At 67.7% G+C, this 23,409-nt stretch carries 23 protein-coding genes; 16 read left to right on the top strand and 7 right to left on the bottom strand.

Annotated features, from left to right (window positions below):
• Window position 1 precedes the first annotated feature (1 nt).
• The 3 genes from NU688_RS21945 (at window position 2) to NU688_RS21955 (ending at window position 3,603) form a co-directional block, all read left to right on the top strand.
• A complete protein-coding gene (locus tag NU688_RS21945; protein WP_257862921.1) occupies window positions 2–703 on the top strand; it encodes an ABC transporter ATP-binding protein in 702 nt (233 codons plus the stop codon).
• Between the two features lie 7 nt (window positions 704–710).
• The gene (locus tag NU688_RS21950; protein WP_257862922.1) at window positions 711–1,595 is read left to right on the top strand and encodes a helix-turn-helix domain-containing protein; all 885 of its coding nucleotides are present in this window, start codon (window positions 711–713) and stop codon (window positions 1,593–1,595) included.
• 106 nt (window positions 1,596–1,701) lie between these two features.
• A complete protein-coding gene (locus NU688_RS21955; RefSeq protein WP_257862923.1) occupies window positions 1,702–3,603 on the top strand; it encodes a tannase/feruloyl esterase family alpha/beta hydrolase in 1,902 nt (633 codons plus the stop codon).
• Between the two features lie 4 nt (window positions 3,604–3,607).
• On the opposite strand, the gene NU688_RS21960 is transcribed toward NU688_RS21955, so the two are convergent.
• Window positions 3,608–4,519 carry a LysR family transcriptional regulator gene (locus NU688_RS21960; RefSeq protein WP_257862924.1) on the bottom strand — a complete coding sequence of 304 codons (912 nt, stop codon included), beginning with the start codon at window positions 4,517–4,519 and terminating at the stop codon, window positions 3,608–3,610.
• Window positions 4,520–4,625: 106 nt separating this feature from the next.
• Between NU688_RS21960 and NU688_RS21965 the strand changes: the two genes are divergently transcribed.
• Together NU688_RS21965 and NU688_RS21970 are read left to right on the top strand one after the other, a co-directional pair.
• Window positions 4,626–5,366 (top strand): SDR family NAD(P)-dependent oxidoreductase, encoded by a 741-nt coding sequence (locus NU688_RS21965; protein ID WP_257862925.1) that lies wholly within the window; start codon window positions 4,626–4,628, stop codon window positions 5,364–5,366.
• Window positions 5,367–5,397: 31 nt separating this feature from the next.
• The gene (locus NU688_RS21970) at window positions 5,398–5,622 is read left to right on the top strand and encodes a 4-oxalocrotonate tautomerase family protein (protein WP_257862926.1); all 225 of its coding nucleotides are present in this window, start codon (window positions 5,398–5,400) and stop codon (window positions 5,620–5,622) included.
• 5 nt (window positions 5,623–5,627) lie between these two features.
• Here the strand turns inward: NU688_RS21970 and NU688_RS21975 are convergent, their stop codons facing one another.
• Window positions 5,628–6,086, bottom strand: coding sequence for a hypothetical protein (locus NU688_RS21975; protein WP_257862927.1), 459 nt, complete (start codon window positions 6,084–6,086; stop codon window positions 5,628–5,630).
• 49 nt (window positions 6,087–6,135) lie between these two features.
• On the bottom strand, window positions 6,136–6,843 hold the full coding sequence (locus tag NU688_RS21980) for a Crp/Fnr family transcriptional regulator (protein WP_257862928.1): 708 nt from the start codon (window positions 6,841–6,843) through the stop codon (window positions 6,136–6,138).
• Window positions 6,844–6,965: 122 nt separating this feature from the next.
• On the opposite strand from NU688_RS21980, the gene NU688_RS21985 reads away from it, so the two are divergent.
• From NU688_RS21985 to NU688_RS22000, 4 genes are read left to right on the top strand one after another with little or no spacing between them, the layout of a single operon-like run.
• Window positions 6,966–7,886: a 3-keto-5-aminohexanoate cleavage protein gene (locus NU688_RS21985; RefSeq protein WP_257862929.1), complete on the top strand. Its 921-nt coding sequence runs from the start codon at window positions 6,966–6,968 to the stop codon at window positions 7,884–7,886.
• 31 nt (window positions 7,887–7,917) lie between these two features.
• A complete protein-coding gene (locus NU688_RS21990) occupies window positions 7,918–9,132 on the top strand; it encodes an ABC transporter substrate-binding protein (protein ID WP_257862930.1) in 1,215 nt (404 codons plus the stop codon).
• Window positions 9,087–10,073 carry a 3-hydroxyacyl-CoA dehydrogenase NAD-binding domain-containing protein gene (locus NU688_RS21995; protein ID WP_257862931.1) on the top strand — a complete coding sequence of 329 codons (987 nt, stop codon included), beginning with the start codon at window positions 9,087–9,089 and terminating at the stop codon, window positions 10,071–10,073. The genes NU688_RS21990 and NU688_RS21995 overlap by 46 nt, the downstream gene beginning before the upstream one ends.
• 1 nt (window position 10,074) lies before the next feature.
• Window positions 10,075–11,883 carry a feruloyl-CoA synthase gene (locus NU688_RS22000; protein WP_257862932.1) on the top strand — a complete coding sequence of 603 codons (1,809 nt, stop codon included), beginning with the start codon at window positions 10,075–10,077 and terminating at the stop codon, window positions 11,881–11,883.
• Here the strand turns inward: NU688_RS22000 and NU688_RS22005 are convergent, their stop codons facing one another.
• Window positions 11,884–12,801, bottom strand: coding sequence for a LysR family transcriptional regulator (locus NU688_RS22005; RefSeq protein ID WP_257862933.1), 918 nt, complete (start codon window positions 12,799–12,801; stop codon window positions 11,884–11,886).
• 122 nt (window positions 12,802–12,923) lie between these two features.
• On the opposite strand from NU688_RS22005, the gene NU688_RS22010 reads away from it, so the two are divergent.
• Genes NU688_RS22010 through NU688_RS22020 form a run of 3 tightly spaced genes read left to right on the top strand, consistent with a single transcriptional unit; the run spans window position 12,924 to window position 16,072 of the window.
• Window positions 12,924–14,291: an MFS transporter gene (locus NU688_RS22010; RefSeq protein ID WP_257862934.1), complete on the top strand. Its 1,368-nt coding sequence runs from the start codon at window positions 12,924–12,926 to the stop codon at window positions 14,289–14,291.
• A gap of 15 nt (window positions 14,292–14,306) precedes the next feature.
• The gene (locus NU688_RS22015) at window positions 14,307–14,828 is read left to right on the top strand and encodes a GAF domain-containing protein (protein WP_257862935.1); all 522 of its coding nucleotides are present in this window, start codon (window positions 14,307–14,309) and stop codon (window positions 14,826–14,828) included.
• The gene (locus tag NU688_RS22020; protein WP_257862936.1) at window positions 14,825–16,072 is read left to right on the top strand and encodes an amidohydrolase family protein; all 1,248 of its coding nucleotides are present in this window, start codon (window positions 14,825–14,827) and stop codon (window positions 16,070–16,072) included. The genes NU688_RS22015 and NU688_RS22020 overlap by 4 nt, the downstream gene beginning before the upstream one ends.
• A gap of 13 nt (window positions 16,073–16,085) precedes the next feature.
• Here the strand turns inward: NU688_RS22020 and NU688_RS22025 are convergent, their stop codons facing one another.
• Window positions 16,086–16,811 (bottom strand): hypothetical protein, encoded by a 726-nt coding sequence (locus tag NU688_RS22025; RefSeq protein ID WP_257862937.1) that lies wholly within the window; start codon window positions 16,809–16,811, stop codon window positions 16,086–16,088.
• A 174-nt stretch (window positions 16,812–16,985) separates the two neighbouring features.
• On the bottom strand, window positions 16,986–17,792 hold the full coding sequence (locus NU688_RS22030; RefSeq protein ID WP_257862938.1) for a PaaX family transcriptional regulator: 807 nt from the start codon (window positions 17,790–17,792) through the stop codon (window positions 16,986–16,988).
• Between the two features lie 79 nt (window positions 17,793–17,871).
• On the opposite strand from NU688_RS22030, the gene NU688_RS22035 reads away from it, so the two are divergent.
• A complete protein-coding gene (locus NU688_RS22035; RefSeq protein WP_374684675.1) occupies window positions 17,872–18,654 on the top strand; it encodes a crotonase/enoyl-CoA hydratase family protein in 783 nt (260 codons plus the stop codon).
• Window position 18,655: 1 nt separating this feature from the next.
• Here NU688_RS22035 and NU688_RS22040 read toward each other — a convergent pair whose 3' ends face one another.
• Window positions 18,656–20,047 (bottom strand): PLP-dependent aminotransferase family protein, encoded by a 1,392-nt coding sequence (locus tag NU688_RS22040; RefSeq protein WP_257862939.1) that lies wholly within the window; start codon window positions 20,045–20,047, stop codon window positions 18,656–18,658.
• 137 nt (window positions 20,048–20,184) lie between these two features.
• Between NU688_RS22040 and NU688_RS22045 the strand changes: the two genes are divergently transcribed.
• From NU688_RS22045 to NU688_RS22055, 3 genes are all read left to right on the top strand, one after another.
• Complete coding sequence (locus tag NU688_RS22045; RefSeq protein WP_257862940.1) at window positions 20,185–21,471, top strand: hydroxymethylglutaryl-CoA reductase, degradative; 1,287 nt, start codon at window positions 20,185–20,187, stop codon at window positions 21,469–21,471.
• A gap of 98 nt (window positions 21,472–21,569) precedes the next feature.
• The gene (locus tag NU688_RS22050; RefSeq protein ID WP_257862941.1) at window positions 21,570–22,022 is read left to right on the top strand and encodes a hypothetical protein; all 453 of its coding nucleotides are present in this window, start codon (window positions 21,570–21,572) and stop codon (window positions 22,020–22,022) included.
• On the top strand, window positions 22,019–23,407 hold the full coding sequence (locus NU688_RS22055; RefSeq protein WP_257862942.1) for a tripartite tricarboxylate transporter permease: 1,389 nt from the start codon (window positions 22,019–22,021) through the stop codon (window positions 23,405–23,407). The genes NU688_RS22050 and NU688_RS22055 overlap by 4 nt, the downstream gene beginning before the upstream one ends.
• Window positions 23,408–23,409 lie beyond the last annotated feature (2 nt).

Below are 23,409 nucleotides of genomic sequence, written 5' to 3' on the forward strand. Positions count from 1 at the left end.
CATGCTGATCGTCCGCGACCTCAACACCTACTACGGCAACAGCCACATCCTGCGCGGCGTGCATGCCGATATTCCGACGGCCACCTCGGTGGGCCTGCTCGGGCGCAACGGCATGGGCAAGACCACGCTGATCCGCAGCATGATGGGCTACGTGCGCCCTGCTTCAGGCGAAGTGCAGGTCGATGGCCGCACCGTCACCGGCTGGCCGCCGGAGAAGATGGCGCGCCTGGGCATCGGCTACGTGCCCGAGGGCCGCGGCATCTTCCCGAACCTCTCGGTGCGCGAGAACCTCGTGATGAGCGAGCGCGCGGGCATCGACGGCCGCCGCGCCTGGACCTTCGACCGCGTGATGGCCACCTTTCCGCGGCTGGCCGAACGCCTTTCGCACGGCGGGCAGCAGCTCTCGGGCGGCGAGCAGCAGATGCTCTCGATCGGCCGCGCGCTGATGACCAATCCCCGCTTGCTGATCCTCGATGAAGCGACCGAAGGCCTCGCACCGCTGATCGTGGCCGAGATCTGGCGCGTGATCGGCGATATCCGCAGCACCGGTATCGCCACGCTGATCGTGGACCGCGACTACCGCAAGGTGCTCGCACACACCGACCTCGCAGTAGTGATGGAGAAGGGGCAGATCGTGCGGCACGGAGCGTCGGCCGACCTGCTGGCCGAGCCGCAGGCGCTCGAGGAGTTGCTGGGCGTGTAGGAGGGGCATGGCGGTGACACGCGAGATCAGCCTCCTCGATCCCTCGGGCAAGCCCGTGCGCTTCGACGGCAGGATGCTGATGAACGCCGCCGCCACGCCCTGGCAGGGCTTCGCGCTGGAGGTGCGCGCCATGCACGGCGACGGCGAGAACCCGGCCTGCTACAACCCGCACCCGCTGCTCGCCTTCTGCATGCGCGGACACGTGAAGTCCGCGATGACCACGGGGCGCCGCACCCGCCACACCGAGATCCGGTCCGGCGGGCTGTGCATCTTCGAGCAGGGCTACGAAGTCGACCGCGTGACGTGGTCCGGCCAGGCCGTGGAAATGATCGCGCTGGAAATCCGCTCCGAGACGCTGCGCGATCTGATGCCCGAGGGCAATGGCGAGCTTCACCTGCAGACGCATCTCTCGACCACCGACGCCACCCTGTCGTCGCTCGCCATCGCCATGCGCGACGAGGTGGAGCGCGGCTGCACCTCGGGCCGCATGCATGCCCAGGGCCTGTCGATGGCGTTGGTGAGCTACCTGCAGAGCCGCTACAGCAGCACGGGCAATGCGAAGCGGCCACCCGGACGCCTCTCCCAGGCGGACCTGCGCAGGGTGTACGACTGGGTGATGCAGCATCTGGGCGAAGACTTCGGCATCGATGAACTCGCGGCCGAGCTGCACATGAGTGCCGTTCATTTCACGCGCCTCTTCCGGGCCAGCACGGGCGCCACACCGTACCGCTACGTGATGGAGCAGCGCGTGCGCCATGCGCTGTCGCTGCTGGAGGGGCGGCTGTCGCTCGCCGAGATCGCGCATGCCGTCGGCTTTTCGAGCCAGGCGCATTTCACGCAGGTGTTCAAGCAGCTGGTGGGCACCACACCGGCGCGCGCACGACTCGGGTAAGTCCCCGTGCAGCGTGAAGGGATCCTGCAAGCGGTGATCGCTTGTCGATAGACCGCGTGGAGGGGCAAAGGCAAATTCGAGTGTCTACACAACAGGAGACAAGAAGATGCACCGCACGATCCATCGCCCCGGTCCCAACCCTTCGCGCACCAGGTTCACGGCACTGGCTGCCCTGTGCATGGGCATGTGCGCGGCCGCTGCGCTCACTGCGTGCGGCGGCAGCGATTCCTCCGGGACCGTGCTGCCCTTCATCCCCGCATCGCCGCCGCCGGCCGGCTCCACGGCACTGGCCTGCGACGAAAGCCTGAAGACCGCATTCAAGCCCGATGCGAACACCACCGTCACCGTGGTGAAGCAGTTCAGGCAGGGCGATGACCTCAACCTCGACGGCAAGGCTTCGGGCACCGTGGCGGCCAGCGACGTGTGCATGGTCAAGCTCAACGTCGGGCCGGGCCACGCGGGGCCTGCCGACGCGCCATCGACCTCGCCGGGCATCGGCATCGAGGTGTGGCTGCCGACGGCGGCCCGATGGAACAACCGCGTGCGCGTGCTCGGCGGCGGCGGCTTCGTGGGCGATGCGGGCATCAGTGCCAAGGCGCAGATCGGCGGCGCCGGCGCGGCGGCCATTGCCGCGGGTGAGGGCTCGGTGAGCGCCGTGACCGATGCGGGCCATGCCTCGAAGTTGCCGGCCGCCTCGGTGGACGGTTCGTTCGCCATGACCCCCGACGGCACCATCAACACCACGCTGTGGACCGACTTCGCAAGCCGCGGCATCCACGAGATGGCCGTCAAGGCCAAGGCGCTGGCGGCCGGCTTCTACCAGCGCAGCGCGCAGTACGCCTACTGGGACGGCTGCTCCACCGGCGGCCGCCAGGGCCACATGCAGGCACAGGTGAACCCCGACGATTTCGACGGCATCCTGGCCGGCAACAGCGCGATCAACTGGACCACCTTCATCACCTCCGAGCTGTATCCGCAGGTCGTGATGCAGCGCGACCTGGGCGGCACACCGCTCGCGCCGGACCAGATGACGCTGGTGTCTTCGGCGGCCGTGAGCGCCTGCGACAGCACGCTCACCGGCCAGCACGAAGGCTTCATCAGCGACCCGGCCGCCTGCAAATACGACCCGGTGCAGGACAAGGTCGTGCTGTGCACCGGCAGCGGCGGCACCAACGCCACCGCCGCCTGCCTGAGCACCGTGCAGGCGCAGGCGGTCAACAAGATCTGGTACGGCCAGACGCGCGACGGCAGCGCACCGGCGCCCGCGAGCGACATCGGCTACGGCGCCACGCTGGCCTCGGGCCAGCTCTGGTACGGCCTCACACGCGGCACGGCGCTCAACAGCCCCGGCGCACCGGGGTTCTCGCTGGCGGACTCCACGGGCGGCGTACCCCACCCGTTTCCGATCGCGGCGCACCAGGTGGCGCTGAACCTGCAGGACCCGACGATCGCGACGCCCGATTTCGTCAATGCCACGGGCAACGGCGCGAACAACTGGAAGGGGCTGTCGTACGCCCAGCTGGCCAACGCCAGCGATCGCGGCAAGGCACTGCAAACCGCCTTCGCGAACATCAACGCCGACAACCCCGACCTGGGCAGGTTCCGCGACCGCGGCGCCAAGCTGCTGACGTACCACGGCCTGGCCGACCAGCTGATCGCGAACTCGGGCACGGCCAACTACTACGAGCGCGCAGCCAAGGCGATGGGCGGCATCGATGCGACGCAGAAGTTCTATCGCTACGTCGAGATCCCGGCGATGGGGCACTGCGCGGGCGTGGGTTCCGTGAATGGCCTGGCGGGCGTCAGCCCTGCGGCCAATCCGCCGCTGCCGGCACCGAACCAGTTGTTCGCCGCGCTCACTGATTGGGTCGAGAAAGGCGTGGCGCCCGACAACCTCGTGCTGCAGAACGCGGACAAGTCGCTGGCGCGGCCGCTGTGCACCTACCCGAAGAAGATCGCGTATGTCGGCGGCGATGTGAAGGCGGCGGCCAGCTTCGCCTGCCGCTGAGCTTTCAGCGGGCCTGCTGCGCCATCAGGAAGTCGATGAACACCCGCATGCGCAGCGGCACATGCCGCCCGTCCGGGTACAGCAGCGTGTACGGCCGCGAGCGGCCGGCGAAGGGTTTGAGCACCTCGACGAGCGTGCCGTCGGCAAGCTCCTTCTCCACGACGAAGCGGTAGGTCTGGAACAGCCCGGCGCCGCTCTTGGCGAGCGTGACGCCGCCGAGCACGTCGTCGGAGCAGCTGTAGGCGCTGTCGGCGAAGACCTCGCGGTCCTTGCCGTCTTCCTTGAAGAGCCACGAGATGCGCCGGCCGCTGCTGGGCAGTTCGAACTGGATGCACTCGTGCGCGGCCAGGTCGTCCGGCGTGCGGGGCGTGCCGGCCGCCTTCAGGTACTTGCGCGTCGCGACCACCACGAGCCCCGCATCCTCCAGGTGCCGCGCGATCAGCGTGGAGTCGGGCTGGGCGCGCACGCGCACGGCCATGTCGTAGCCCTCTTCCACGAAATCGATGTTGCGGTTGCTCAGGTGCACATGCAGCCGGATGTCGGGAAAGCGTTCGCGGAACACGGGCAGCATCGGCAGGATGCGATGGTGGCCGTAGGTGGTCGGCACGCTGATGCGCAGCGTGCCCGAGGGCTGCGCCTGCTGGCCCATCACTTCGCGCTCGGCCTCGGCGAGCTGTGCGAGCGCCTGGCGGCATTGCGCGAAGTAGGAACGACCCGCTTCGGTGAGCCGCACGCTGCGCGTGGTGCGCACGAACAGACGAAGACCGAGTCGTTTCTCCAGCCGCGAGATCGAGCGGCTGACGGCCGCCGGCGTCACGCCCGCAGCAAGCGCGGCCGATGTGAAGCCGCCCGTCTCCGCTGCGAGGCAGAAGAGTTCGATGCTGCCAAGAAGGATGTCGCCGAACTGCCGCTGCATGGATTGATTACCTGAGGTATCAAGTGAAGTGCGAGTCTAGTGATTTATCTATCGCTTTGTCATCAATACAGTTCTCCCAACGTCATCAACTTCTGGAGAACCCGACATGCAAGACAGCACTTCATCCACCGTCGTTATCACCGGCGCCTCGAGCGGCATCGGCCTGGGCCTTGCGCAGGCGTATCTCGAACGCGGCTTCAACGTGGTCGCCACCGCCCGCACCGACGAGCGCCTTGCGGCCGCCGCGAAGCAGTTGGGCAACCCGTCGCGTTTTCTCGGCGTCGCGGGCGACATCGGCAAGCGCGATACCGCGCTGCAACTCATCGACCGCGCCGTGGCCCGCTTCGGGCATGTCGACGTGCTCATCAACAACGCGGGCATCTTCAACGCCAAGCCGTTCGTCGACTACACCGAGGAAGAACTGGAGCAACTGGTCGCCACCAACCTCAAGGGTTTCGTCTACGCCTCGCAGGCCGCCGCGAAGCACATGATCCCGCGCCGCAAGGGCCACATCGTGAACATCACCGCGGGCATCGCACTGCAGCCGAACCTGCAGGTGCCGGCGTTGTTGCCGGTGCTGATCAAGGGCGGCATCAACGCCGCGACGCGCGCGCTGGCACTGGAGCTCTCGCCGCACAACATCCAGGTGAATGCGGTGGCGCCCGGCATCGTCGACACGCCGATGCACCCATCCGAAACGCATGGCTTTCTCAACGGCCTGGCACCCGCCGGCCGCATCGCGACCGTGCGCGAAATCGCCGATGCGGTGCTCTATCTCACGAGCGCCGGTTTCACGTCGGGCGTGGTGCTGCCGGTGGACGGCGGTGCGAGCGCCGGCACCTGGTAACTGCCTCGTTCACACAACCAAGGAGCACACCATGCCTTTCGTCAATCTGAAGATCACCCGCGACGGCGTCACGCGCGAGCAGAAAACCCAGGTCATCGCCGAGTTCACCGAAGTCCTCGAACGCGTGCTGAAGAAGCCACCGGAGTGGACGCACATCGTGATCGAGGAGATCGATACGGATGACTGGGGGTTCGGCGGCGTGACGACCACCGCGTACCGCAAGCGGCTGGCGGAAGGCGCGAAGAAAGCGCAGTGAGGGCGTCAGGCCACGCGCTGCTTGAGAACCACCGGTTCGACGGCGGGCGCCCGCCACAGCTGCAGGTGGTAGCGGTCGTTGCCTTCGAGGCCGTCGTCGGAAAGCGTGTCGAGGCCCGCATAGCAGGCACGCAAACGGTAGGTGCCCGGCGCCACGGGAATGCGGGCCGCATCGGGAAAGTAGTCGGTGCAGCCGGCGATCACGAGGTTGGCGCTCTCGGTCACCAGCGTGCATTCGACGACGTGGTCCCATTCGGCGAAATCGATGGGCTTTTCCGCATCGAGGATCTCTACGGTCACGGGCACGTCCATGTTTCTCACGGTGCCGATGCCGACGACGCCGGGGCCGACGGCAAAGAGCTGGTCCACGGCTTCGTCGGACCAGGCGTCCGACAGGTCGCCGTCCGCAGCCTCGTCCTGAATGTAGAACTGGAAGTAGTCCGCGAAGAGGTTGAATTCGAGCATAGGGCCTCCCTGAAGATCGGCGGAAATCGTAGCGGGCCTTTGTGACGGTCTACTCGATGAACCGCCGCAACCCTTCCAGATCGATCACAGTGATCCCCCCGTACTCGATCCGCAGAAACCCCGCCTCCTTCAACCGGTTCAACGCCGCATTGCACCGCTGCCGCGACACCCCCGACAGGTTGGCGATCTCTTCCTGCGAAGTCTGCAGGTACGGCTCGCTCCCCGGATGCAGCCACGGGTGGAACAGCCCGGCCAGCGCGCGCGCCACCTGGCTGTCCGCATCGAGCAGCCGGTGCGCCGCATAGCTGCCCATGAACCAGTGCAGGCGTTCGTTGATCTGCTGCAGCAGGAAATGATCGAAGCCGCGCTGCGTGCGGTGCAGCCACTCGAAAGTCTCCAGCGGCAGCAGCGCCACGCGGCTCGGCCGCAGCGCGATGATGTCGGCCGAGCGCGGCATCGCGCGAAGCAGCGTGCCTTCGCCGAACCAGCTGCCCACCGAGAGCCCGCCCAGGGTCACGGAGTGCCCATCGCTGGACGTGATCGACCACTTGAGCAGCCCTTCGAGCGTGCCGTACCAGTGCAGCGGCGTGTCGCCGCGCCGGCACAGGGCGGTGCCGGGGGCGATGTCGACCTCGCGCATCTCGTCCAGCACACGCCCGCGCGCCGGTTCGTCGAGCAACGGAAACCAGGCCGAGCCGTGCAGCAGCTGCGGGATCGTCAGCGATGCCGCCTTGATGGTCGGCTTCGGGGTCGGCATGAAATGAAAGCTCCTGTGCAGGCGGGCCGCGCCTCGTAAACCCTGACCCCAAATGTCATCGCAATGACTGCCCGGGCGACGGCAGCCAAAAATAATAGCGCGCTTCCCACAGGAGAAATCGCATGTCGAAGCGCAAGGTGATTGTGACCATCGCACCCACGGGTGGCATGGCGCACAAATCGCAGAACCCCCACCTCCCCACCCAACCCGCCGAGATCGCCGCCGACGTGCTGCGCTGCTGGAACGCCGGCGCGAGCGTGGTGGCGATCCACGCGCGCCGGCCCGACGACGGCGCCACCTGCAATGCCGAGGTGTACCGCGACATCAACAGCCGCATCCGCGCGGGCGGCAGCGACATCGTCATCAACAACTCCACCGGCGGCGGCGTGCACGGCGACATGGTCAAGCCGCTCGCGGGCGACCGCTGGGAGATCGCGTGGGAAGAGCGCATCAAGGGCATGGACGCCGGCGCCGAGATGTGCACGCTGGATGCGACCACGCTCAACCTGAGCTTCGAGGGCAAGCAGATCCTGATGGACACGCCCATCACGCGTGGCCGCGAACTGGCCGCGGGCATGAAGGCGCGCGGCATCAAACCCGAGTGGGAGGTGTTCAGCCCCACGCACATCCTGCAGGACACCACCACGCTGATCGGCGAAGGGCACGACGAGGAGCCGTACTTCATCAACCTCGTGATGAACGTGCACCGCAACTTCCAGAACGCGATGCCGTATTCGCCCCGCTTCCTGCAGATGATGGTCGACACGCTGCCCAAGGGCAGCATCTTCTGCGTGAGCGGCATCGGGCCTTCGCAGCTCGAGGCCAACGTGGCGGCGCTGCTGCTCGGCGGGCATGCGCGCGTGGGCCTCGAGGACAACCTCTACTTCCGCCACGGGGAGCTGGCCACCAACGTGCAGCTCACCGAGCGCATCGTGCGGGTGATCCGCGAGCTGGACATGGAAGTGGCCACGCCCGCCGAGGCGCGGCAGATGATGGGGCTGCCGCGCACCGGCACGCCGCGGCCCGAGTTCGCGCTGGGCTGACCGAACAAATACAACGACCGGAGACAAGACCATGAACACTCACCTCTCGCGCACCGCGCTGGCCATCGCCCTGGGCGCCGCCTTCGCCACCACCGGCGCTTCGGCGCAGGTGTCGGACGACACCATCCGCATCGGCTTCATCAGCGACATGTCGGGCATCTACCGCGACTACGACGGCCCGGCCGGCGCCGAGGCCATCCGCATGGCGATTGCCGACATGGGCGGCGCCATCGACGGCAGGAAGATCGAGCTGGTCACCGCCGACCACCAGAACAAGCCCGACATCGCCGCGGCCAAGGCGCGCGAATGGTTCGACGTGCAGAAGGTCGACATGCTGATCGCGGGCGTCAACTCGGGCGCGGCGATTGCCATGGCGGGCGTGGCGGCCGACAAGAAGAAGCCGTACTTCGTGGTGGGCTCGGGCGCCTCGAGCCTCACCAACGAATACTGCTCGCCGTACACGGTGCACTACGCCTACGACACGGTGGCCATGGCGCGCGGCACCGCGAGTGCGGTGGTCAAGGCGGGCGGCAAGAGCTGGTACTTCGTGACCGCCGACTACGCCTTCGGCGCCGCGCTGCAGACCGATGCGGCCAAGATCATCGCTGCCAGCGGCGGCACGGTGGCGGGCTCCGTGAAGCATCCGCTGGGCGCGAGCGATTTCTCGTCCTTCATGCTGCAGGCGCAGGGCTCGAAGGCACAGGTGCTGGCGCTCGCCAATGCGGGCGGCGACACGGTGAACGCGATCAAGTCGGCGGCCGAGTTCGGCATCAGCAAGAACATGAAGCTGGCCGGCATGATCATCACCATCAACGACGTGCATGCGCTGGGCCTGAAGACCTCGCAGGGCATGTACCTCACCGACAGCTGGTACTGGAACCAGAGCCCCGAAGCGCGCACCTGGGCGCGGCGCTTCTTCGACAAGCACAAGCGCATGCCCTCCTCCTTCCACGCCGGCGACTACTCGGCCGCGCTGCAGTACCTGCAGGCGGTGAAGGCGGCCGGCACCGACGATGCCGACAAGGTGATGGCGCAATTGCGCAAGACGAAGTTCAATGACATGTTCGTCAAGGGCGGGTGGCTCCGCGACGACGGCCTCATGGTGCACGACATGCAGCTGATGCAGGTGAAGACGCCCGACGAATCGAAAGAACCGTGGGACTACTACAAGGTGGTCGAGCCGATTCGCGGCGAGGCCGCATGGACGACGAAGGCAGAGAGCCGCTGCGCGCGGTGGAAATCATGACCCTCTTGAATGTGCAACGTGTCGCGGTCGTCGGCACCGGCGTGATCGGCGCGAGCTGGGCCGCGTATTTCCTCGCGCACGGGCTCGACGTGAACGCGACCGATCCGTCGCCCGGCGCCGAAGGCCGGCTGCGCGATGCGGTGGCGCAGCACTGGCCGACGCTGGAGCGCTTCGGCCTCGCCGAGGGCGCCTCGGTGGACCGGCTGCGCTTTCACGACAGCCTGGAAGACGCGGTATCGGTGGCCGACTTCGTGCAAGAGAACGGCCCCGAGCGCATGGACTTCAAGATCGACCTGTTCCGCCGCATGGATGCGGCCGCGCCGCCGGAGACCATCCTCGCCTCGAGCTCGTCGGGCCTTGCGATCAGCGGTGTGCAGTCGGGCTGCGCGCACCCGCAGCGCGTGGTGCTCGGGCATCCGTTCAATCCGCCGCACCTGATTCCGCTGGTGGAGGTGATCGGCGGCGAGAAGACGTCAGTCGAAGTCATCGAACGCACGATGGCGTTCTATGCGGCCATCGGCAAGCGGCCGATCCATGTGAAGCGCGAGGTCAAGGGGCATATCGCGAACCGGCTGCAGGCTGCGCTGTGGCGCGAGGCTTTCCACCTCGTCAACGAAGGCGTGGCGAGCGTGGCGGACATCGACACCGCGATCGCGCATGGCCCCGGTCTGCGCTGGGCGGTGATGGGGCCGTTCATGAACCTGCATCTGTCGGGCGGCGCAGGCGGCATCGAACATGTGCTCGCGCATCTGGGCGGACCGATCGAGGACTGGTGGAAGGACCTGGGCGCGCCGTCGATGACGGCTGATCTCAAGCAGAAGGTGGCCGAAGGCATCGCTGAGGAACTGGGCACGCGCCGCACGGCCGACCTCGAAGCCGCGCGCGACACCCTGCTGTTAGACCTGATTCGCGCCAAGGCCGACACCGGCAAACTCGATTGACATGACCGATTTCCTCAACGACGAGCGTCTGATCGCCCCGCCCCGCACGGTGCGCATCGACTTCGACGACGGCTCCTTCGCGCTGCGCTCACCGCAGACGCTGAAGCCCTATGCGCGCTGCATCGGCGAATGGATCGAGCGTTGGGCGCGCGAGACGCCCGACGCCTTGGCATTCGCGGAGCGCGACGAGAGCGGCGAAGGCTGGCGCAGGCTCGACTACCGCGCGCTGCGCCACGCCGTCGGCGCGGTCGCGCAGGGCCTGCTCGACCTGAAGCTGCCTGCGGGCCAGCCCATCGTGATCCTCTCGGACAACGCGATCGACCACGCGGTGCTGATGCTCGCGACGATGCACATCGGCCGCACCGCGTGCTCGCTCTCGAGCGCGTACTCGCGCATGGCGAAGGACCCGTCGCGGCTGCACGGCATGCTGAAGGCGCTCGGGCCTTCGTTGATCTACGCATCGGACGCCAAGGTGTATGGCGGCGCACTCGCGGGCTGCGGCGTCGAGGCCGTGACGGTGTTCAGCCGTAACGCCGACGCGCATCCGGGTGCGATCGCCTTCGACCAATTGCTCGCGGCCAGCGAAACGCCGGCCGTGATGGAAGCCTTCGCAACGATCCTTGCCGACACCCACGCCAAGTACCTGCTGACCTCGGGCTCCACCGGCAAGCCCAAGGTGGTGATCAACACGCACCGCATGCTGTGCGCCAACCAGCAGATGATGGCGCAGACCTGGCGCTTCCTCGCAGAGGAAAAACCGGTGCTGGTCGACTGGCTCCCGTGGAGCCACACCTTCGGCGCGAACCACAACCTGCACATGGTGCTGTGCCATGGCGGCGCGCTCTACATCGACGAAGGCCGGCCCGCGCCGGGCCTGATCGAGAAGACGGTGCGCAACCTGCGCGAAGTGAAGCCCACGCTGCTGTTCAACGTGCCGCGCGGCTTCGACATGCTGCTGCCCTTTCTCGAAGCCGACGACGCACTCGCCACCGAGGTGTTCTCGCGGCTGCGCCTCGCCTTCTATGCGGCAGCGGCGCTCGCGCCTTCGACATGGCAGCGGCTCGAAGCGGTGGCCCGGCGCGTGCGGCCCACGCGCCCGCTGTGGCTCACCACCTCGTGGGGTGCGACCGAGACCTCGCCCGCCATCACCTCCGCGCACTGGAAGCTCGACGGTGCCGGCTGCATCGGCGCACCGCTGCCGGGGCTCGAACTCAAGTTCGTGCCCAACGGCCAGAAGCTGGAGATGCGGGTCAAGGGCGTCTCGGTGTTCCCGGGCTACCGCGATGCGCCACGTGAAACCGCGGAGGCCTTCGACGAAGAAGGCTACTACCGCATCGGCGATGCCGGCTTTCTCGCGAATGCCGCGGAGCCCGCGCACGGCGTGATCTTCAACGGCCGCGTGGCCGAAGACTTCAAGCTCTCGACCGGCACCTGGGTCTCGGTGGGCACGCTGCGCGTGAAGCTGGTGTCGCTGCTCGCGCCGCATGTGCAGGACGTGGTGCTCACCGGCCACGACCGCGACGAGATCGGCATGCTGGTGTTCGCCAGTCCGCAGGCCGCATCGCTCGCGCCCGAGGCGCTGGCCGAACGCATCGCCGGCGTGCTGCGTTCGCTGCGCGATGAAGGTGCGGGCTCGTCGCAATGCCCGGCGTGCGCGCTGGTGCTGGCCGAGCCGCCCAGCCTCGACGCGGGCGAGATCACCGACAAGGGCTACATCAACCAGCGCGCGGTGCTCACGCGGCGTGCGGCCGATGTGGCGCGCCTGCATGCGGCGCACCAGGACCCGCAGGTTGTGCGCCCGCGCGGCTGATCAGGACGGCTGCTCGAACAACGCCAGCAGCGTCTCCTTGACCCACTGGTGCAGCGCCGAGGTCTCGTGCCGCTGGTGCCAGAACAGTTCGATGATGCGCGGCGGCGCCTCCAGCGGCACCGGCATCATGCGCAGGCCCGCCAGGCGCGAGGGTTCGAACTTCTCTGACCACGGCAGCACTGCGAGCAGGTCGGAGCGGCGCACCGCCTCGTACGCCGCGCCGTAGTGGTTCACCGTCGCGACCAGGTTGCGCTGCAGCCCGCGGCTGCGCAGGAACAGGTCGTAGGTCGGCGTGGTCTTGCCGACCAGACTCACATCCACATGCCGTGCCGCCAGGAACTTCTTCAGCGGAATCCTGCCCGTGCGCGCCAGCGGATGCCCCGCGCGCATGAAGCAGAGGAAATCGGGTGACCACAACGCCCTCGACTTGAGGAACGCGGGCCGCCGCACCTCCTCGTTGTAGACGCTGATCGCGAAGTCGGCCTTGTTGTCGGCCAGCACCGGACCGAAATCCACCAGCGTGTTCGGAATGGCATGGACCTGCATCGAGGGCGCGACCTTGCCGAGCCGGGCCGCCAGCCGCGGCACCACGATCGAGGACACGTAGTCGGACATCGCAATGCTCACGCTCGCGGTGCTGCGCAGCGCGTCGAAGCGCTCGTCGTCCATCGTCGTCCGGATCGCATGCAGCGACTGCGACAGCGGCTCCCAGAGATCGATGGCGCGCCGGGTGGGGTTCACGCCCGCGCCGCTGCGCACGAAGAGCGGATCGTCGAAGGTGTCACGCAGCCGGCGTAGCGCATTGCTGACGGCGGGCTGCGTCAGCGACAGCTTGCTGGCCGCGCGCGTGACGTTGCCTTCGGTCATCAGGGCTTCGAACACCTTCAGCAGGTTCAGATCGGCGTTGCGGTAGTTCATCGTGCGTCCAATCTATTCACCAGATCAATAAACACAATCACGCATATAAATTTGCCGTGATATCCCCCCGATCCTACGATCTGCCGCTTCACCCCCACCCCACCTGAAGCCGAGGGATCCCCATGACCATGCTGTCGGCGCGCATCGAGCGCCTGCCCTTCTCTGGTTTCCATCGACGCCTGCTCCTCATGGGGGGCCTCGGCTACACCTTCGATGCGATGGATGCCGCCGTGATCGCCTTCGTGCTGCCGGTGCTGCGCACCGAATGGGGGCTGAGCAGCGTGCAGATCGGCGTGCTGGCCAGCGCGAACTTCATCGGTTTCTTCTTCGGCGCGCTCGCGGCCGGTGCCTGCGGCGACCTGATCGGGCGGCGCAAGGTGATGATGTCGGCGCTCGCGATCTACTGCGTGGCCTCGCTCTTCAGCGGCATGGTCAACGACTGGACGGCCTTCCTCGCGCTGCGCATCGTGGCCGGCTTCGGCGCCGGGGCCGAGAGCGCGATCATCGCGCCCTACCTGTCGGAGTTCGTGGCGCGGCGCTACCGCGGCACCTTCACGGGCGCGCTGGCCGGCTTCTTCTCGTTCGGCTTCGTTGCCGCGGCCCTCTTGGGCTACTTCATCGTGCCGGCGCACCCGCAGGGATGGCGCATCGTCATCTTCATCACCGCGCTGCCCGTGGTGCTCCTCTTGTGGTGGCGCCGCGCGCTGCCGGAGTCGCCGCGCTGGCTCGAGAGCCAGGGACGGGCCGTCGAGGCGGACGCGATCATGGATGCGATGGAGTCCGAGCACGTGCAACGCGGCCACGCGCTGCCCGCGCTCAACGCCGAAGACGTCGCCGCGCCGCCGCCCAGCACGAGCCGCGGCAGCCTGCTGAAGAACTACGCGACGCTGGTCTCCAGCAAGCTCATCCGCATCAGCACCATGACCTGGCTGATGTGGCTGTCGATCACCTTCAGCTACTACTCGTTCTTCACCTGGATCCCGAGCCTCCTGATCCAGAACGGCATGACGATCACCAAGAGCTTCGGCTATTCGCTGGTGATGTACATCGCGCAGATTCCCGGCTATTTCTCGGCCGCGTGGTTCAACGAGCGCATCGGCCGGCAGGCCACCATCGTGAGCTACATGCTGCTGGGCGGGCTCTGCGCGCTGGGCCTCGCGTTCACGCACAGCGACGCGCAGATCATGGTCGCGGGCGTGCTGCTGTCCTTCTTCATGAACGGCACCTACGCGGGCGTCTACGCCTACACGCCCGAGGTGTTTCCGACGCAGGTGCGCGCGACGGGCTCGGGCCTGGCCTCGGCCATCGGGCGCATCGGCGGCATCACGGCGCCGATCCTGGTGGGCTTCATCTATCCGACCGCCGGCTTCGCGGGCGTGTTCGGCATGACGACGGCGGTGCTGCTGCTGGGCGCGGCGGCCGTCACGTTCATGGGCATTCCCACGCGCGGCCGCTCGCTCGAAGACATCGCGGCCAGTGAACTTTCCTGACGACCTCCGACAACCATGCAGCCAAACTCTCTCGAAGATTCCCTCACGGATTCCCTTTCGGCCGTGGCGCTCGCCCATGCCGATACCACCCAGCCGCACGCCACCTTCGATGCGATCGACAAGGCGGTCGCATCGACCATCGGCCACCGGCTCTTCACCATCCTGGTCCACCACCGCGAGGCGCGCGAATCGGAGCGCGTGTACACCAACATGCGCGAGGCCTACCCGGTGGGCGGGCGCAAGCCCATCACCGATTCGCCGTGGATGCAGCAGGTGATGCAGCGCGGCCTTCCCTACATCGGCCGCAATGCCGAGGACCTGCGCGACGTGTTCTACGACCACGAACTCATCGTCTCGCTGGGCTGCCGCAGCGTGCTGAACATTCCACTGCGCTGGCAGGGCGAGACGCTCGGCACGCTCAACATGCTGCACGAGGAAAACTGGTACGGCGACGGCCACGTCGAGCTCGCGCGGGTGTTCGCGCAACTGGCGGTGCCGGCCGTGATGGCGCAACAGACCAAGGAATCCATCGCATGACGAACACGGTCCTCTTCAAGAACGCGAACCTGCTCGATCCGCTGCGCAGCGAGTTGCTGGAAGGCCACGACATCCTGGTCGAGCAAGGCGTGGTACGCGAGGTCTCCGACAAGCCGCTGCAGAGCAAGACGGCGCGCGTCATCGACGTGAAGGGCAAGACGGTGATGCCCGGCCTGATCGACCTGCACGTGCATGTGATCGCGGTGGAGCTGAACCTCTCGCGCCAGGTCCACATGCCCAACGTGCTCATCACGCTGCGCAGCGTGCCGATGCTGCGCGGCATGCTGCGCCGCGGCTTCACCACGGTGCGCGATGCGGGCGGCGCGGGCTTCGCATTCAAGCAGGCGGTGGACGCCGGCCTCGCGCAAGGGCCGCGCCTCTTCGTCTCCGGCCGCGCGCTGAGCCAGACCGGCGGGCATGGCGACATGCGCGGGCGCTCCGACTTCCTCGACCCGGCCGCGACCTGCTCGACCTGCGTGCGCGTCGGCGCGCTGGCGCGCGTGGTGGACGGCGTCGACGCGGTGCGCCGCGCCGTGCGAGAAGAGCTGCAGATGGGCGCCGACCAGATCAAGATCATGGCCTCCGGCGGCGTCGCCTCGCCGACCGACCCGGTGGGCGCCTTCGGCTACAGCGAGGACGAGATCCGCGCCATCGTGGAAGAAGCCTCGGGCCGCGGCACCTACGTGATGGCGCACGCCTACACCGCCGCCGCCATCGCGCGCGCGGTGCGCTGCGGCGTGCGCACCATCGAGCACGGCAACCTCGTGGACGCGCCCACGGCCGCGCTGATGGCCGAGCTGGGCGCCTATGCGGTGCCGACACTCGTCACCTACGACGCGCTGGCCAACGAGGGCGAGAGCTTCGGCCTGCCCAAGGAAAGCGTCGCCAAGGTGGCCGACGTGCGCGAGGCGGGCCTGCGCTCGCTGGAGATCTACAAGAAGGCCGGCGTGAAGATGGGCTTCGGCTCCGACCTGCTGGGCGAATCGCAGCGCCTGCAGAGCGACGAATTCCGCCTGCGCGCCGAGGTGCTCTCGCCAGCCGAGGCCATCGCGAGCGCGACCACGATCGGCGCCGAGGTCCTGGGCATGCCCGACCGGCTCGGCCGCCTGGTACCGGGCGCGCTGGCCGACATCCTCGTCGTCGATGGCAATCCGCTGCGCGACGTCGAATGCCTGCTGGGACAGGGCGAACGCATTCCGCTGGTCATGAAGGAAGGCGTGGTCCAGTTCGACGAGCTGGCATGAGGCCCTGCGCCGCTTAGGTGATGCTCCAGTCCGCGCTGAACTGCTTCGCGGGCTTGCGGGCCGCCATGTCGTTGGCGACCTTGAGGCTTCTGTCGAACACCCGTCCCCTGAAGCGGGGATCGTTCGGTATGCCGCTGTGGACATGGCGCTGCACGTTGATGTCGAAATGGTCCCTGCGGGTCTCGTGCGGCGCATCGTCCGCCCCGGGCGCGAAGTGGGCTTCCCACCGAACGTTCCAGTAGAAATGCCTGAGCACCGTGAAGCGATGCAGCGGGTCGCCCACCACGAGCATCGTGCAGAAATGGAAGGCGATGTCCGCGTGGTGCAGGAAGTTCGGGCGGCCGGTGGTGGTGTTGGTCACCACGGTGTCGAATCTCTGCAGCGGGGCGTCGCCGAAACCCGTCTCCATGTCCACCCTGCCGGTGGCATCCAGCCGGGTCGGCGCGCAGACTCCGCGGAACTGCGCGGGCGTTCTTTTCTTCTGCGGGTCGTAGAACAGGCCCGGGCATTTTTCGTCCGTATCGCGGCACAGCACGTTGTGGCTCCAGGAGTGCTTCGAGCCACCATCGCGGGAGCTCCTTCCCCGATAGGTTGCGTAGTTCGTTTCGATGAATTGAAGTTGAACGAATCCCAGCAGCCAGCCATCGACCACCTCGTTCGCGGTGCCGTGCAGTCCGGCCGACGCCTGACAGTTGATGTCCGGCGATTCGAAGTTGATCTTCTGCGCGGGGCGGTCCAATGTCCACCTGTGGGAAGACCGGTTGGATACCAGCGGTTCCCCCAGGATGACCGATTCGGGACGAAGTGATGCCATGTCGATTGCTCCTTGAAACAGGGAAGTCCATCGATGACATGACGATTGGGGTCCGGAGATTTGAAACACCCGGACCCGACGCACCGGCGCTTGTTCACGCTAGGGCAGTGTGAACCACTCGCGCCACAACTTGCGCGCCTTGTCCTGGTAGCGGCGCGTGACGGTCTGCAGCGCGGCGCGCGGCGCCGGCGACATGAGTTCGGCCGGCAGCAGCGGATCGCGGATGAGGTGCGCGATGACCGCGCGCCCCAGCAGCAGCGACTCGCGCACCGCCGCTTCGAGCGGCAGCTTGTCCAGCCGCTTCTCGCTGCGCTCGATGCCGGTCTGCAGGCGCTGGCTGCTGGCCGCCAGCGCCCGCACGTTCCACAGCTTGCGCGCGGCGGCCTGCGTGGCTTCGTCCATGTCGGCGAGGCGGAACACCAGCGCCTTCGAAGACAGGCCCAGACCCTGCAGCTGTTCGCGCTCGGCCGCCAGCCCGCCCCTCAGGTTGTCGGGCCGGATGTGCAAGCCGGTCTGCAACGGGGCAAAGCCGCGCAGCGACAGCGCCAGGCCATGATGGCGCCAGGCCGTCTTGTCAGAACGCGGCACGCCCGCGTCGTGCACCGCGAGCCAGTCGTTGCGCCACGCGACGGCCTGCGCGCCGCGCTGCCGCCAGCCATCGACCGCGCGCGACAGCGCCGGCCCCGCGCGGTTGAGCGCATAGCTGCCGCGCTCGCTGCGTTCGATCTTGCCGTCGCTCGCGAGCCGCGTGAGGGCCACGCGCAGCGTCGATTCACCAATGCCCATCAGGGCGCCGGCGCGGCACAGCGACTGCGCGCTCAGCATGCCGCCGTGCGCGACGAGCAGGTCGAGGATCAGGTCCGGCGCGCTGGGAATGGCGACCGGGACATTGCATATTTTTTCCACGTTTGCACATCGGAGAAATATTTCCTACGATGACCTAGAGCGATTGAGTAAGTAATTTTGCCTCCAAGGGAATGCATCCATGGCTATGGAATACGTGAGCTATGACACGGATCGAGCGGTCTGCACCCTCACGCTGAACCGCCCCGACAAGCGCAATGCCGTCAACGGCATCGTGGCCGCCGAACTGCGCGAGGCCTTCGAACGCTTCGAGGCCGACGATGCGCTGCGCGTGGCGATCCTCACGGGCGCGGGCGGCCATTTCTGCGCCGGCGCCGACCTGGGCGCAGTCGGCAACCCGGACGAGCGCAACGAACTCGATCCCGAAGGCGGCGGCAACGGACCGATGGGGCCGACGCGCATGGCGTTGTCCAAACCGCTGATTGCAGCGGTGAACGGCTATGCAGTGGCCGGCGGCCTCGAACTGGCGCTGCTCGCCGACCTGCGCGTGGCCGATGACGATGCAGTCTTCGGCGTGTTCTGCCGCCGCTGGGGCGTGCCGCTGATCGACGGCGGCACGGTGCGGCTGCCGCGCATCGTGGGCATGGGGCGCGCGCTCGACATGATCCTCACCGGACGGCCGGTCTCCGCGGCCGAGGCGCTGGCGATGGGCCTGGTCAACCGCGTCACGCCGCCGGGCGGCGCGCTCGCCGCGGCGCGTGAACTGGCACTCCAGATCGCCGCGTTCCCGCAGCAATGCATGCTCGCCGACCGCCGATCCGCTTACGAACAGTGGGACCTGCCGCTGGCCGAGGCGCTGCGGCGCGAAGGCGCACAGGGCGTGCCGATCGTCTTTGCCGAAGGCGAAGCCGGCGCCGCGCGCTTCGCCGGCGGCGCGGGGCGGCACGGCGCCTTCAAGGGCTGATTCAGGCGCCCGTACGACGCCGCAGCGCGGTGCGCAGCGCCTTCGCGAAGCGCGGATCGGCCATTGCGCCGACATTGAAGCGCGACCAGCGCGAGACCTGCGTCGAATCGACACTGAAGATGCGCCCCGGCGCCATCACGATCTTGCGCGGCAGCAGCTCCTTCGCGAACGCCAGCGAGTCGCCCACGCCGGGCAGCGCGGCCCAGATGTAGAGCGACTGCGGGGTGCGCGCGAAGACCTCCGCGTCGACCGAATCGAAGAGCTGCAGCGCCTTGCGCGTGGCCTCGCCCAGGCGGGTCTGCAGGCGGTTCAAGTGCCGCTGGTAGTGGCCCTCGCTCAGGATCACATCGACCGTGCGCTCGCTGTATTCCGAGCTGCTCACGTGGATCAGTGCCTTCAGGTCAGCGAGGTCGCTCGCGAGGTCTGCCCCGCAGGCGATGAAGCCCACGCGCAGCGCCGCGGAGAACGACTTCGAGAAGCTGCCGATGTAGATGGTGCGCTCCAGCTGGTCGAGCGCCGAGAGCCGCGGCAACGCGGTCGGCTTGAAGTCGGCCAGCGGGTCGTTCTCCACGATCAGCAGGTTGTATTTCTGCGCGAGCTGCAGCACGCGGAAGGCCTTGGCCGGCGAGATGTCCGACCCCGTGGGGTTGTGCGCGAGCGACTGGGTGAAGAAGAGGCGCGGCCGCTCGGCGATGAGCAGTTGCTCCAGCACGTCCAGATCAGGTCCGTCCGCCAGGCGCGGCACGGCCAGCATCTGCGCACCCGCAAGCTTGAGCTTGCCGAACAGCGGGTAGTAGCCCGGGTCGTCGACCAGCACCTTGCCGCCGGGCGGCACGAAGTAGCGGATGACGATGTCCATCGCCTCGTTGGCGCCGTGCGTGAGCACGATCTGCCGCGGCTCGGCGCCGATGCCGAAGTCCGCGAGCTTGCGCACGAGGTGGTCGCGCAGTGGCGCATAGCCGAAGCGGCTGCCGTAGCGGAACAGCGCGCCGAGCCCCGTGCGCACGACCTTGGGGTGGTACTTGTCCAGCCGCACGTCGGCGAGCCATTCGACGGGCGGAAAGCCGTCGCCCACGGCGACCGCATCGGGCTGCGTCTTGAGCTGCTCCCGCATGAGCCACACGATGTCCATCGCACGGCCGAGGCTTCCCGCGTCTTCCTCGGGCGGCTTGGGTGCCGTCGATTGCGCGAGCACGAAGTAACCGGAGCCGCGCCGTGGTTCGACGAGGCCGCGCGATACCAAGAGCTCGAACGCGGCCACCACGGTGTTCTTGGCATAGCTGTGCAGTTGCGCCAGTTCGCGCAGCGACGGCAGCTTGTCGCCGGCCTTGTAGGCGCCGCTCGCGATCTGGCGCGCGAGGGTGTCGGCGAGCGAATCGGCGATCGTGGTCATGGGCCGGGACTGTGACACAGCGGGCCGCTTCAACGGGTCACTGTCCGCACTGTCCCGCCAAACTGTGCCTTCCGCCGGCGGTACAGCCGACCTAAATTGCCTGCTCCCGAATTCATCTTCCCAAGAGACAAGCAACGATGGTCGCCGACTCCCGCATTCCCAATTTCCGCGCACTCACGCCCGCGCAGCGCTTTGCCCATATTGCCAAGGCCGCATCGCTCACCGACGACGAGGTGGCGCTGCTCGCCCAGCCCGGCGCGCTGAGCGTGGACCGCGCCAACGGCATGGTCGAGAACGTGATCGGCACCTTCGAGCTGCCGCTGGGCGTGGCCGGCAACTTCACCGTGAACGGGCGCGACTACCTCGTGCCGATGGCGGTGGAAGAGCCCTCGGTGGTGGCCGCCGCCTCCTTCATGGCCAAGCTGGCGCGCGAAGGCGGCGGCTTCGAGGCCTCGAGCACCGGGCCGCTGATGCGCGCCCAGGTGCAGGTGATCGGCATCACCGACCCCTACGGCGCACGGCTCGCGCTGCTGCGTGCGCGCGAAGAAATCCTGGCCGTGGCGAACAGCCGCGACAAGGTGCTGATCGGCCTGGATGGCGGCTGCCGCGACATCGAGGTGCATGTGTTCGGCGACACGCCGCGCGGCGCGATGGTGGTGATGCACCTCATCGTCGACGTGCGCGACGCGATGGGCGCGAACACCGTCAACACCATGGCCGAGGCGGTGTCGCCGCTGGTCGAGAAGCTCACGGGCGGCACGGTCCTCCTGCGCATCCTGTCGAACCTGGCGGACCTGCGGCTGGCGCGTGCGCGCGTGCGGCTCGCACCTTCCGTGCTGGCCACGCGCGAGCGCAGCGGCGAAGAGGTGGTCGAGGGTGTGATCGATGCGTACACCTTCGCGGCCATCGACCCCTACCGCGCAGCCACGCACAACAAGGGCATCATGAACGGCGTCGACCCGGTGATCGTCGCGACCGGCAACGACTGGCGCGCGGTGGAAGCCGGCGCGCATGCCTATGCCTGCCGCAGTGGCCGCTACACCTCACTGACCACGTGGGAGAAGGACACGACAGGCGCGCTGGTCGGCACGATCGAGATGCCCATGCCAGTGGGCCTCGTTGGCGGCGCCACGAAGACGCATCCGCTCGCGCGGCTCGCGCTGAAGATCCTCGATGTGAAGTCCGCGCAGGAGCTCGGCGAAGTCGCGGTCGCCGTCGGCCTCGCGCAGAACCTGGGCGCCTTGCGCGCGCTTGCCACCGAAGGCATCCAGCGCGGCCACATGGCGCTGCATGCCCGCAACATCGCACTGGTCGCGGGCGCCACCGGCGACGAGATCGACAGCATCGCCAGGCAGATGGCCGCCGAGCACGACGTGCGCACCGACCGCGCCGTGGCGCTGCTCGAAGCGCTGCGCAAGAAGTAAGCAGCTAACGCGGGAGAGCCCCGCACGACGGACCGCGGCCGAAACCGCGGCGGCCGCGCAGGCGGCCGTCACATAACCAAAGACGGAGACATCAGGAAATGAACGCAGACAGTGCAACGCCCGCCCGTTGGCGGCTGGTGGAGATATGGGGCGACACCGCCGACCTGGGCCACCTCGCCTGGTCGATCGTCATCGGCGTCGTCGTGAGCCTAACGGGTTACCTCGTAGCAAGCCGCGTGCTCGCGAGCGTGGTGAGCACACCCGAGCTGGCGCGCGCCTACGCCATGCTCGCGGGCCTCGGCGGCTGCGTGGTCTCGGGCGTGATCTGCGCCAAGCTCTTTGCACCGAAGCGCGAAGTGGTCGAGGGCACCGACCCCGATCCGCGCTGGCGCGAGGAAGTGCTGGCCGAACTGGCCGGCGAGCACGGCGACCTGGGCTCGGTGGACGACCTGCCGCCATCGGTGGTGCGCGAGATGAAGGAACTGGAAATCTACGACCTGTTCGCGTCGTACAAGCCCCGCGCTCGCAATACCGAAGGAGCCGCACCATGATCGAAGCCGCGCTTCTCAACCAGATCCTCGTCGCCACCGGCATGGGCCTCGTGGGCGCCATCGTGTTCGCGGCCATCGGCCTCGTCTCGGGCACCGACGAAACCACCACGCTCGCACCGCTCACGCTGCTGGTGGTGCTGCTGGGCGTGCCGCCCGAAGGCGTGTTCACCTTCTTCCTCGCGGCCGCGGTCGCCAAGCACATGACGCATGCGGTGCCCACTGCGCTGCTCGGCATTCCGGGCGACACCATGGCCACGCCGCTGCTGCAGGACGCGAACGTGCTGCGCAACCTGGGCGTGCCGCACATCGCGCTGCGCAAGATGGTGTCGGGCGCGATCATCGCGGCCTTCATCGCGGTGCCGCTGGCCGTGCTGTTCGCGGTGCTGCTCGCGCCCTACGGCGCGGCGATCACCAAGGCAGCGCCGTGGATCTTCGTGGTCGCGGCCGTGGCCATCGCCTACTTCTCGAGCGGTCGCTGGGCGTCGGTCGCCACGCTGGTGCCGTTCGTGATGGTGATCGTGGCGCTGCAGGCGCTCACCGGCAAGTACGGCGTGAAGCTCAGCATCAGCTACTTCCTGGGCATCGCGATCGGGCCGCTGGTGGCCGACCTGTTCTCGGTGATCTCGCCCGCGGCGCGTGCGCGCATGAAGCGCGACAAGGTCCGCACCTTCTCGCTCGCTCCCGATGTGAAGGGCTGGACGGGCTACTTCCCGAACCCGTTCAAGGTGCTCGACCGCACGCAGGTGAAATGGACCTTCGCGACCGCCACGATCTCCAGCGCCACCTTCGTGTTCAGCCCGGTCGCGATGACGGTGGTACTGGGCGAACTGGTCGGCTCGCGCATCAAGCATGCGTACCACCGCCTCACGACCACGCTGGCCGCGCGCAACGGCGTGACCGAGGCGACCTACATCGCCGAGGCGCTGATTCCGCTGATCGCCATCGGCCTGCCGCTGAGCCCCGTCGCGGCCGGCCCGGCCGCGCCGCTCTTCAATGCGCCACCGGTGTTCACCATCGACTCGGCCACGGGCCAGACCCACAACCTGCACAACCTGCTGAACCACTGGGAGTTCCTCGGCTACGGCATGCTGGCGGTGGTGCTCGCGGCGCTGGTGGCCTATCCGTTCACGATGAACTTCGCGCGCCGCGCGGCGCTCTTCGTCTCGCGCAAGGTGAGCCACGAAGCGATTATCGCGACCTTCGTCGGATTGATCGTGGTGATCAGCGTGTGGGAAGGCCAGCTGCTCGGGCTGCTGGTGATCCTCACGATGGGTCTGCTCGGCGGGCTCTTGTCTCGCGCCATCGGCTTCAACACCGGGGTGCAGTTCATGGGCTACTACACGGCTGTGCTGACGGTGCCGGCGGTGATCAAGGCCTTCGGCTGATT

This window comes from Variovorax sp. ZS18.2.2 (genome assembly GCF_024701975.1).
In the GTDB taxonomy this organism is placed as follows: domain Bacteria; phylum Pseudomonadota; class Gammaproteobacteria; order Burkholderiales; family Burkholderiaceae_C; genus Variovorax.

Coding starts and splice junctions, on each gene's coding strand:
- NU688_RS21960 (WP_257862924.1), bottom strand. CDS start 4,519: ATGCAGCGGCAGTTCGGCGACATCCTTCTTGGCAGCATCGAACTCTTC.
- NU688_RS22010 (WP_257862934.1), top strand. CDS start 12,924: ATGACCATGCTGTCGGCGCGCATCGAGCGCCTGCCCTTCTCTGGTTTC.
- NU688_RS22020 (WP_257862936.1), top strand. CDS start 14,825: ATGACGAACACGGTCCTCTTCAAGAACGCGAACCTGCTCGATCCGCTG.
- NU688_RS21970 (WP_257862926.1), top strand. CDS start 5,398: ATGCCTTTCGTCAATCTGAAGATCACCCGCGACGGCGTCACGCGCGAG.
- NU688_RS22035 (WP_374684675.1), top strand. CDS start 17,872: ATGGCTATGGAATACGTGAGCTATGACACGGATCGAGCGGTCTGCACC.
- NU688_RS21995 (WP_257862931.1), top strand. CDS start 9,087: ATGGACGACGAAGGCAGAGAGCCGCTGCGCGCGGTGGAAATCATGACC.
- NU688_RS22050 (WP_257862941.1), top strand. CDS start 21,570: ATGAACGCAGACAGTGCAACGCCCGCCCGTTGGCGGCTGGTGGAGATA.
- NU688_RS22055 (WP_257862942.1), top strand. CDS start 22,019: ATGATCGAAGCCGCGCTTCTCAACCAGATCCTCGTCGCCACCGGCATG.
- NU688_RS21945 (WP_257862921.1), top strand. CDS start 2: ATGCTGATCGTCCGCGACCTCAACACCTACTACGGCAACAGCCACATC.
- NU688_RS21980 (WP_257862928.1), bottom strand. CDS start 6,843: ATGCCGACCCCGAAGCCGACCATCAAGGCGGCATCGCTGACGATCCCG.
- NU688_RS22015 (WP_257862935.1), top strand. CDS start 14,307: ATGCAGCCAAACTCTCTCGAAGATTCCCTCACGGATTCCCTTTCGGCC.
- NU688_RS21965 (WP_257862925.1), top strand. CDS start 4,626: ATGCAAGACAGCACTTCATCCACCGTCGTTATCACCGGCGCCTCGAGC.
- NU688_RS22000 (WP_257862932.1), top strand. CDS start 10,075: ATGACCGATTTCCTCAACGACGAGCGTCTGATCGCCCCGCCCCGCACG.
- NU688_RS21975 (WP_257862927.1), bottom strand. CDS start 6,086: ATGCTCGAATTCAACCTCTTCGCGGACTACTTCCAGTTCTACATTCAG.
- NU688_RS22005 (WP_257862933.1), bottom strand. CDS start 12,801: ATGAACTACCGCAACGCCGATCTGAACCTGCTGAAGGTGTTCGAAGCC.
- NU688_RS21985 (WP_257862929.1), top strand. CDS start 6,966: ATGTCGAAGCGCAAGGTGATTGTGACCATCGCACCCACGGGTGGCATG.
- NU688_RS21990 (WP_257862930.1), top strand. CDS start 7,918: ATGAACACTCACCTCTCGCGCACCGCGCTGGCCATCGCCCTGGGCGCC.
- NU688_RS22045 (WP_257862940.1), top strand. CDS start 20,185: ATGGTCGCCGACTCCCGCATTCCCAATTTCCGCGCACTCACGCCCGCG.
- NU688_RS22040 (WP_257862939.1), bottom strand. CDS start 20,047: ATGACCACGATCGCCGATTCGCTCGCCGACACCCTCGCGCGCCAGATC.
- NU688_RS21950 (WP_257862922.1), top strand. CDS start 711: ATGGCGGTGACACGCGAGATCAGCCTCCTCGATCCCTCGGGCAAGCCC.
- NU688_RS21955 (WP_257862923.1), top strand. CDS start 1,702: ATGCACCGCACGATCCATCGCCCCGGTCCCAACCCTTCGCGCACCAGG.